Origin of the sequence: Streptomyces dysideae, from assembly GCF_001514305.1 — a bacterium.
In the GTDB taxonomy this organism is placed as follows: Bacteria; Actinomycetota; Actinomycetes; order Streptomycetales; family Streptomycetaceae; genus Streptomyces; species Streptomyces dysideae.
The window spans coordinates 1-9,531 of sequence record NZ_KQ949152.1; the positions used below are offsets into that span (position 1 = coordinate 1).

Annotated in this window: 2 protein-coding genes and 5 pseudogenes; 4 read left to right on the forward strand and 3 right to left on the reverse strand. The window is 70.8% G+C overall.

Annotated features, from left to right (window positions below; genetic code table 11):
* The coding region (locus AQJ91_RS47685) for a SpoIIE family protein phosphatase (RefSeq protein WP_159054838.1) at positions 1-1,577 on the reverse strand (1,577 nt) is incomplete at its 3' end.
* 163 nt (positions 1,578-1,740) lie between these two features.
* Between AQJ91_RS47685 and AQJ91_RS47690 the strand changes: the two are divergent.
* A pseudogene (locus tag AQJ91_RS47690) lies at positions 1,741-3,200 on the forward strand (aldehyde dehydrogenase family protein).
* Positions 3,201-3,428: 228 nt separating this feature from the next.
* On the opposite strand, the pseudogene AQJ91_RS58670 reads toward AQJ91_RS47690, so the two are convergent.
* Positions 3,429-4,502: pseudogene (locus tag AQJ91_RS58670) on the reverse strand (AbfB domain-containing protein); the annotation flags it as partial.
* 65 nt (positions 4,503-4,567) lie between these two features.
* Here AQJ91_RS58670 and AQJ91_RS58830 point away from each other — a divergent pair.
* Both AQJ91_RS58830 and AQJ91_RS58675 read left to right on the forward strand, forming a co-directional pair.
* Positions 4,568-4,729 (forward strand): annotated as a pseudogene (locus AQJ91_RS58830) (transposase); the annotation flags it as partial.
* A gap of 171 nt (positions 4,730-4,900) precedes the next feature.
* Positions 4,901-5,050: pseudogene (locus tag AQJ91_RS58675) on the forward strand (transposase); the annotation flags it as partial.
* Positions 5,051-5,184: 134 nt separating this feature from the next.
* On the opposite strand, the pseudogene AQJ91_RS47710 reads toward AQJ91_RS58675, so the two are convergent.
* Positions 5,185-5,475: pseudogene (locus AQJ91_RS47710) on the reverse strand (transposase family protein); the annotation flags it as partial.
* Positions 5,476-5,742: 267 nt separating this feature from the next.
* On the opposite strand from AQJ91_RS47710, the gene AQJ91_RS47715 reads away from it, so the two are divergent.
* Positions 5,743-9,339, forward strand: a complete 3,597-nt coding sequence (locus AQJ91_RS47715) for a SpoIIE family protein phosphatase (protein WP_067036498.1) — start codon at positions 5,743-5,745, stop codon at positions 9,337-9,339.
* Positions 9,340-9,531: the final 192 nt, after the last annotated feature.

A 9,531-nucleotide genomic window follows, 5' to 3' on the forward strand; every position in this document is an offset into this window, starting at 1 on the left:
ACATCGGCCAGGGTGCGTACGGCGGTGCGCAGTCGTCCCATGGTGGCCGAGGCCTGGGTGCCGTGACCGACGACGTCGCCGACGACGAGGGCGACCCGGCCGCCGGACAGCGGGATCACGTCGAACCAGTCGCCGCCGACGCCGGTCTGAGCGCTGGCGGGCAGGTAGCGGGAGGCGACGTCCACGGCGGCCTGCGGGGGCAGCCGCTGCGGCAGGAGACTGTCCTGCAGGGTGAGGGAGGTGGGGCGCTCGCGGGTGTAGCGGCGGGCGTTGTCGATGCACACGGCCGCCCTGGCGGTGATCTCCTCGCCCAGCAGCAGATCGTCCTGCTCGAAGGGGTCCGGGCGCCGATGGCGGGAGAACGTGGCTACGCCGAGGGTGATGCCGCGGGCTCGCATCGGCACGGCCAGCACCGAGTGGAAGCCGTACCGCCGTACCCGCTCGGCCCGGTCCGGGGTCTGGAGAGCCCACCGGGCTATCCCGGAGGCGGTCACCTTGCGGATCAGCGGCCGACCGGTGGTCAGGCACTCGGCCGCGGGCGACTCGTCCGGATAGGCAGCCACCGTTCCACGCTGGACCACGGCCTCGGGGCAGCCCTCCAGAACAGACTGGTAGGCCACGCGGCGCAGCATGACGGGGCCGGGCGGTGAACCGGCGCGTGGCTCGTCCCCGCCTTCGATGGCGAGGAGCAGGTCGACGGTGACGAAGTCCGCGAGCCGCGGGATGGCCACGTCGGCGAGTTCCTGCGCGGTGCGGGCGAGGTCCAGGGTGCTGCCGATACGGACGCTGGCGTCGTTGAGCAGGGCCAGACGGCCCCGGGCCAGGTGCTCCGCGGTCATGTCGTGCGCGGAAAGGAGCACCCCCCGCGCCGTTCCTCCGGCGTCCCGCACAGGGGTCAGCGACGTCGTCCAGAAGCTCTCGCGCTCATGGCCCGCCAGGTGCAGGGCCAGCTGTATGTGCTGCTGTTCGCCGGTATCCAGCGCCCGCCGCATGCATTGTTCGGTTTGGTCGCTCTGCGGGTCGACCACGATCTCCGATACGCGCAGTCCCTGCATCGCCTTCTCTGACAGGCCGATCACACGTTCCATGTTCGCGTTCGCACGCAGCAGCCGCAGACCGGTGTCGTAGAGCGCCGTCGTATCCGGGGACTGGGTGAACGCCCGCATCACCAGCGTGGCGTCCTGGGAAGGCGACGGCGGGCGGGCCAGGGGGCAGACCAGGAACCACGCACCGTCCGAGCCACCCTCGCTGTCCGGCTCCCGGTGATGGGCCAGCAGGTTCAGTGTGAGGCGATGGCCGTCCCGGTGCAGCAGCGTCGCCGTCCCGTTCCACCTCGGCAGCGTCTTCAGGGACCGCAGCAGCTCGGCAGGCGGCTCCCCGGAGAGCAGCGCGGTCGCGTCCCGGCCGATGACCTCAGCGGGCCGGTATCCCAGCAGGCGCCGCGCCCCCACGCTCCACCGGGTCACGATGCCGCGCGAATCCACGGTGGCTCTAGCCGTGGCCGCCTCGTCGACGGGATCCTTTCGCGGCGCGGCCCGGTCGTCTCCGGCGGTTTCAGATCGCGTCATGGCGCTCATCCCGCCTTCGCCTCGGTCTTTCCACCATGGGTCGCGCCCCGGCCAGGAGCAACCGATGACCGTAGCCGCGTGGCATATACGTTAAATGAGGTGATATAAGCAAAAAACTGTAGATTCATTGACGATGGCTGAAGCGGTCACCAGGAGATGAAGGGCTGCTGCCATGCGTTCCACTGGTGAGGGGAGATGGCCGGACTCAGCCGAGTGGACCGGGAAGATCTACAGCGGCGACTGGCGGCAGTCCGAAGGCGGCACCCAACAGGTGAGCGAACCGACCACGGGAGAACAGCTGGCGGAGGTGGGTGTGGCAGCGCCCGCGGATGTCGCCCGGGCCGGGGCCCAGGCCGCCCGGGCTCAGCGGGCTTGGGCTGAGGTGGCTCCACCCGAGCGCGCCGAGGTCCTGCTCCGCGCCTCCCGGGCGCTGCGCGACCACAGCGTGGCCATCCGAGAGTGGATCGTCAGGGAGTCCGGAGGCGTCCCGGCGAAGGGCGACTACGAGATCGCGGCCGGTCGCAGCCAGTTGGCGCAGGCCGTCGGACTCGCGTCGCTGCCCCGGGGCGAGATCCTGACCCCGTCGGTACCCGGCCAGGCCAGCTACGCGTGGCGGGTACCGATGGGGGTGGTCGGCGTCATCAACCCCTGGAACGCACCGCTGCTGTTCGCCATGCGGGCCCTCGCGCCCGCGCTTGTCCTCGTCAACGCCGTCCTGCTCAAACCCGATCCCCACACCCCGGTGTCCGGCGGCGTCGTCGTCGCGCACATGTTCCAGGATGCGGGACTGCCTGAAGGGCTGCTCCACGTCCTGCCCGGGGGTACCGGGACCGGCCAGGCCATCGTGGCCGATCCCCACGTCGCCATGGTCGTGTTCACCGGCTCCACCGAAGCCGGACGGGCCGTCGCCCGCGCCGCCGGCGACGGGCTCAAGCGAGCGGCCCTGGAACTGGGCGGCAAGAACTCGATCGTCGTGCTCGATGACGCGAACGTCGACGCCGCCGCGGCGGCCGGGGCGATGAGCTCCTTCGGTTACCAGGGGCAGGCCTGTGTCGCCGCCGGACGCCATCTGGTGCACGCCGACCTCGTGGAGACACCGAATCGCTGATCAGGCAGGCCAAGGCGCTGCGGATGGGCGACCCCCGCGAGGAGGGGGTCGCAATCGGCCCCGTCATCAGCGAACGCCAGGTCGTGAGGATCGAGCGCATCGTGGACGAGAGCGTGGCCGCCGGGGCACGGGTGCTGGCCGGCGGACGCCGCGACGGACTGTTCTACCCGCCTACCGTCCTGGACCACGTCGAGCGGACCATGCCCGCCTTCGCCGAGGAGATCTTCGGACCCGTCGCCCCCGTCGTTACGTTCCGCACCGGCGCGGAGGCCGTCGAGATCGCCAACGACACCGAATACGGCCTGACGGCGGCCGTGCACTCCCGTTCGATGCCGCGGGCCACCGCCCTCGCCGAGCAGCTGCGCACAGGCATGGTGCACCTCAACGACGTGTCCGCCAAGGACGCCGCGAACGCGCCCTTTGGCGGCATGGGAGCATCGGGCAACGGCTCCCGCATCGGCGGCACCGCCAACCTGGAGCAGTTCACCCAATGGCGCTGGATGACCATGAGCAGGGCGGCCTGACATCTACACGTTACGGCCGACCAATACGGCGCCCGGCACGTCCACAGCTGGCCCGGCCCGTCCGAAGGAGTCCTTCTTCACGACCGCCGCGCCGTTGGCCAGGGAGTCCGAGAGCACGGCGGCGTTCTTGCCGCTGTTCCGCCGCCGTCGACGCGTAGACGTGGCCGCCCTGCGGATCGCCGACCGCCGAAGCGTCACCCGCGGGACGAGGGCGAGTCCGGTAGCGACGGCCCAGGCGGTGACCGGGACGAAGGAGCTGTCCTGCGCGAACAGGTCCGTGCCATCCGAGGGGTCCACCCGTAGTTGGTAGTTGTAGTGCCGCAGGTAGTAGCCCGGGTAGTTGTACGACTCGAAGCGGATCGCCCCCGAGGCCGTACCCGTGCGGGCGATGAACGTGGCGTCCTTCGCGAAGATCGACGAGCCGTTGTTCGTGTCGAAGCGGCCCCGGAAGTCCCGGTGCCGAAGGTACTTCCCGGCCGAGTCCCGGAACGAGAAGGCGTTCGAGTCGGCGAGACCGGGCACCACGGTGAACGTGGACGCCTGCTTCTCCGCGGTGGTACTGGAGGCGCTCACCACCGCCAGGTTGAGCAGGGGGACGACTGCTCCTGCCAGTGGAGAAGTTGACCGACTGGAAGGAGCGGATGGCACTGGTCGACAGACTCGGGCCTCCCGACACCGTCTCCTTGATCACCGTGAAGTGGGCCGCCGTCCGTCGAGGTTGGAGGCGGTGGCGTACTCGATGTACTTCGTCGTCTCGTTCTTCGGGAACGCGTGGTACGTGGAGCCGATCTTCACGATGAACGTGTCGATGTGGTTGGCGCCGAGGCCCGACATGGCGACCGGCGAACTCCACGCCGTCAGCGAGGGGTTGGTGGCCCGCCAACGGTACGTCGAAAAGGTCCACTGGTCGTTGGTCGTCGAGCACGACAGGATGATGTTCACGCTGCCGTCGCTGTCGACGAACCACTCCGGCGCCCACGCCCGCGAGAGGTTCGCTATGGGAACCGTGTAGTCGTACAGGAACGTCCAGTTGACCCGGTCGGAGCTGCGCGCGAAACCGACCGTCGGGCTGACGTCCTGCCAGGTGTGCGTAGTGTAGGTGATGTAGTAGAGGCCGTCCGTGTGCTTGAAGATGCTCACGTCGCGGATGCGGTTGCTGGGCGGGGTGTACGCGGAGGACTTGGCCAGCCGGAAGTCGGTGGCGTCGTCGGACTGGTACACGTTCACGGTGCCGTCGTTGTACTTGAGGAACGACACGATCGTGTAGCGGGTGGCGGACCCGTTCAGCGGAGCGGCGGCCATGGCGCGCAGCCGGGTGTGGCGCGAGGGCGTGAAAAGACGGTGGGATCGGGTGGTACGTCCAGGTCATGAGTGAACGACGCCCGTATCCGAGCGATCTGTCCGATGCCCGCTGGGAGTTGATCGAGCCAGTGCTGGCGGCCTGGCGCTACGAACGTCACGGCCGCGCCCTGGGCTTCGGCCGGCCGCCCGAGCACGACCTGGGCGAGATCATGAACGCGATCCTGTACGTGGACCGGACGGGGGTGCAGTGGCGCTGCCTGCCGCACGACTTCCCGAGCTGGAACACGGTCTACGGCTACTTCGCCAGGTGGCAGAAGGATGGCATCTTCGCCGAGCTCAACGGCCTGGTGCGGGAGTTGGTACGCGAGCAGGAGGGCCGGAACAGCGAACCGGTGTGCCTGCAGGGCGTCTTGTACGTACTCTACAACGACGTCAGCTGGCAACTGCTGCCGCTGGAGCTGGGGTTCGGCTCCGGGCAGACCTGCTGGCGCCGGCTCGGTCGGTGGCAGGAGGCCGGCGTCTTCGAGAAGCTGCACCGCCTCCTGCTCGCCGAGCGGGTGTGGCGGGTCAACTCCCGTGCCCACCAGGGAAGGCGTAGCAGGTCGCGTGGCGCATCCTGGACGCCTTGCAGTGACCGTGCACCCGCCTCCGTAGCCGTGACCTCTCGAGCAATACATTGATTTCAGTGTTGCCGCTCCAGGGTGAGGATGGCCGCGGCCGATTGACGACCTTCGATTCGGGCTGCATCGGGACCTTCGGAAGATCCGCCGCGGCTTCAGCCGTGCGACGTCGCGCTCGGCGGGTGCCCGTGCCGCGGACAGCGCGCGGTTGACGGTCTGCTGGGTTGGCGTGAGGTTCCGGCCGGGCGGGCGCCTGAGGGGCGTGGTCACCCACGGGCTCCCATGTAGGCGCGGTCGGCGAGGACCGGTACGCCTTGGTGTTCACAGATCCGGATGATCCAGTGAGTCCGGGCCTCTCGGCCTTGTCCGTCGGCGCCGACGGTGTCGGCCGCCCGCAGGGACTGCGAGTCGACGATCACCGCCGTCGGCGTGCGGGCCGCAGGCGTACACTTCTGGACAAATGACCTCTTAATTGTTTTAAGCTTACAATTCGGGCAGAAGCGTAGCCAGAGCCCTCGGATCCGGCGTCCGATCTGCCCGGGAGGTCCGCAGCGAGTGGCCGTCGGCAGCCTTGGGAGGGCACGGGCGGATCACGTAGGCGCCAGGAGGAAGATTTCTCGATGACCCGGCCCGATGACCCGCGCACCGCGGCGGCCCGGGTGTTCGCCGAGGGCGGCGCGTTCGGCGAGCTTCTGGCAGGGATCGACTGGGCGGCGACGCCGCTCGGGCCCCCCGTCTCCTGGCCGGGGCCCCTGGTGGACACCCTGCGCCTCATGCTCACCTCTGAGCATGGGATGGCTCTGTACTGGGGGGCTGAATTCGCCACGCTGTACAACCTGGGCTCCACACCCATCGTCGGCGCCAAACACCCCTGGGCGCTCGGCAGGCCCTATAAGGAGGTTTTCCCCGAGGTCTGGGCCCACCCCGTGAGCTCCCACTTCCACTATGTGACCGGCACCCGCAAGCCGCTGCTGGTCCCGGATGAGCTGCTCATCATGGAGCGCCACGGCTTTTTGGAGCAGTGCTACTTCGACTCCGCCTTCCAGCCCGTGCTGCTGGACGACGGCACCGCCGGCGGCGTGCTGCAGATCCTCACCGAGACCACCGGCCGGGTACTGGGCGAGCGCCGGCTGCGCCTGCTGAGCGAGACCGGCACGCGCACAGCCGGGCTGCCCACCCCTGGCGAGGTCGCCCGCGTGGTCGTCGAGGTGGCGGGCTCCTACCCCGAGGAGATCCCGTTTCTGGGCCTGTACCTGGCCTCCGAGCCGGGGATGCAGCGCCCGGCGGCCTCCGCCGGGCTCCCGTCGGCGCCCGAGACCATCTCGCTGGGTACGGCCGACGGGTCGGAGGCGGCGGCCCGGCTGGCGCAGGTGGTCGCCGACGGTGCCCCGGCCACGCTGCGGGCCGCCGCGTTCACCGGCGGCAGCACGGCCGGCCAGCACGCCGCGGCCCCCCGGCTCCCGGTCGAGCAGGCGCTGGCCCTGCCGCTGCACTGCGCGGGCCAGGTGGAGGGCGTCCTGGTGGTGGGCGTCAACCCCTGCTTCCCCCCGGCCGGGGCCTACCACGACTTCCTGGACGTGCTCGCCTCAGCCGTGGCCGGGGCGCTGTCGGCCGCGCTCGCACACGAGTCGGCCGCGCTCGCGCACGAAGAGCAGCGCCGGCGGGCGGAAGCGCTGGCCGAGCTGGACCGGGCCAAGACCACCTTCTTCGCCAACGTCAGCCATGAGTTCCGCACCCCGCTCACCCTGCTCCTTGGCCCGCTCCAGCAGGCCCTGGCCGACGAGGACCGGCCCGAGCGGCGCGAGCAGCTGGAGCTGGCCGAGCGCGGCGCCCTGCGCCTGCTGAAGCAGGTCAACACCCTCCTGGACGTCGCCAGGGCCGAGGCCGGGCAGATGCGCCCGGCTCTCGAGCCGGTCGACCTCGCCGGTGCCACGGCCGAGCTGGCCGGGGTGTTCCGCTCTGCCTTCGAGGCGGCCGGGCTGACGCTGGAGGTGGACTGCCCGCCGCTGCCCAAGCCGGTGTCCCTGGACCGGGAGATGTGGGAGAAGATCATCCTCAACCTGCTCAGCAACGCCCTGAAGTTCACCTTCACCGGCGGCGCCCGGGTGCAGGTGGCCGCGGCCGGCGACCGGGCCCGGCTGACCGTGACCGACACCGGCACCAGCATCCCCGCGGACGAGCTGCCGCGCCTGTTCGAGCGCTTCCACCGGGTCCGCGGCGCCCGCTCCCGCTCCCACGAGGGCAGCGGCCTCGGCCTGGTGCTGGTGAAGGACCTGGTGGAAGCGCACGGCGGCACCGTCGGCGTGAACAGCCGGCTCGGCCAGGGCACCACCGTCACCGTGGACCTCCCCTTCGCCGCCGCCCACCGGCCCCGCCCGGCCCCGCCCGCGGCCGGCGCCGGATCCCCCGGGAAAATCCGCAGGGAAGACGGAGGCGGCCGGCCCGGCCGCGCCGCGGCCTATGTCGACGAGGCGCTGGGCTGGCTGGCGGCCGATCCGGTCCCCGCCGCGGCCACCTCCGCGGCACGCACCCCGCCCGTCCCCGCGACCCACGATGCCCCCCACGGCCCCGGCCCGGACGAAACCGACCACCCCCACCGGGCCTGCCTGCTGGTCGTCGACGACAACGCCGACATGCGCGCCTACCTCACCCAGCTCCTGCAGCCCGACTACGACGTGCTGCTCGCCGCCGACGGCCGAGCCGCCCTGGAGACGGCCCTGGCGCAGCCGGTGGAGCTGGTGCTCAGCGACGTGATGATGCCCCGCATGGACGGCTTCGAGCTGGTCCGGGCGCTGCGCGCCGACCCGCGCACCGCCCGCCTGCCCATCGTCTTGCTCACCGCCCGCGCCGGCGAGGAGGAATCCGTGCAGGGCCGGCACGCCGGCGCTGACGACTACCTGGCCAAACCCTTCTCCGCGCGCCAGCTGCTGGCGCGCGTCCGCACCGGGTTGGAACTGTCCCGGCTGCGCGAACAGGTCCTGACCGAGACCCGCGACCAGCTGGCCGTGCTGGCCTCCCTGGCCGACGCGGGCCTGCGGCTGTCCGCCACCCTCGACCCGGACCAGATCCTGCAGACTGCCGGTCAGATCCTGCTGCCCGACTTCGCCGACCAGATCAGCATCCACCTCACCGCTGCGGCACCCGCCCCGGCGCAGTCGCCCGCGGCATACATCGCCGGCACCCCCCTTCTTGCCCGCGAGGCTCTGGCCACCGCCGCCACTCACGCGATCAACGGCACCGCCCCAGCTCCAGTCGGCCCGCCCCCGGCGCCCGCCGCCGTGCTGGCCCTGCCGCTGCACGCCCACGACCAGACGCTGGGGGCCCTGGTACTGGTCCGGCACACCGGCGGGTACTCCGCGGTCGAACACAAGTATCTGGAGAACCTCGCCCACCGCCTGGCCCTGGCCTACGACAACGCCACCCGGTACCACAAGGAGCGCCGCCTCGCCCTGACCCTGCAGCGCGCCCTGCTGCCCCACCGCCTGCCCCAGGTGCCCGGGGTGCGCCTGGCCACCCACTACCGGGCCAGCAACCGCGGCGCCGAGGTCGGCGGCGACTGGTACGACGTGCTTGCCCTGCCCGATGGCGCCGTGGGGCTGGCCATCGGCGACGTCATGGGCCACGACGTGGAAGCCGCCACCGTGATGGGCCAACTCCGCTCCGCCCTGCACAGCCTCGCGCTGGAGGGCGCCGGCCCGGCCCAGGTGCTGGCCAGGCTGGACGCCTACCTGCAGTCGCTCGCCACCGAACGCTTCGCGACCTGCCTGTACGCGGTCTACGACCCCCACCGTCACGGCCTGCGCTACGCCGCCAGCGGGCACCTGCCGCCCCTGCTGGTAGCCGCCGACACCGCCTACCTGGAGCTGCACCCGGCGCTGCCGCTGGGACTGGGCAGCACCCCAGTCGACCGCGAGGTGGCGTTCCCGCCCGGCACCAGCCTGCTGCTATACACCGACGGTTTGCTGGAGAACCGGGCGCTGTCCCTGGACGACGGCCTGGCGGCCCTGCGCCAGACCTGCAGCGCGCTGCCCGCCACCGCCCGCACTGACCCCCAGCAGATCACCGAACGGGCCCTGGGGCTACTGAACACCCCCGACCGGGTCGACGACGACGCCGCCCTGCTCGCCGCCACCGCCGAACCATCGCGTCGAACCGACGACCCGCAGACCGACGGAAGTGCCATACAACCGACCGCCACTGCTCGTAGTCATTGCTAAGGAAAGCTGCGGATTTGCCAATCCAATGCTAACGAACTGTCTTCACTGCTAACGGAGTTGGCTTCGGCAGCGTGAGCTGGCCCCACTTGTCAGTGAGTTTCGGCCCCACTTGTCGATCGTTCGGGCATGATCTGTCAGTGAGTTTTGGCCCCACCCTCGCGTCGCGGTGTGTGAACCGTTCAAGACCACTTG

What these genes read in the sequence shown, in the direction of transcription:
- AQJ91_RS47715 (WP_067036498.1), top strand. Translation starts at nt 5,743, where the DNA reads ATGACCCGGCCCGATGACCCGCGCACCGCGGCGGCCCGGGTGTTCGCC.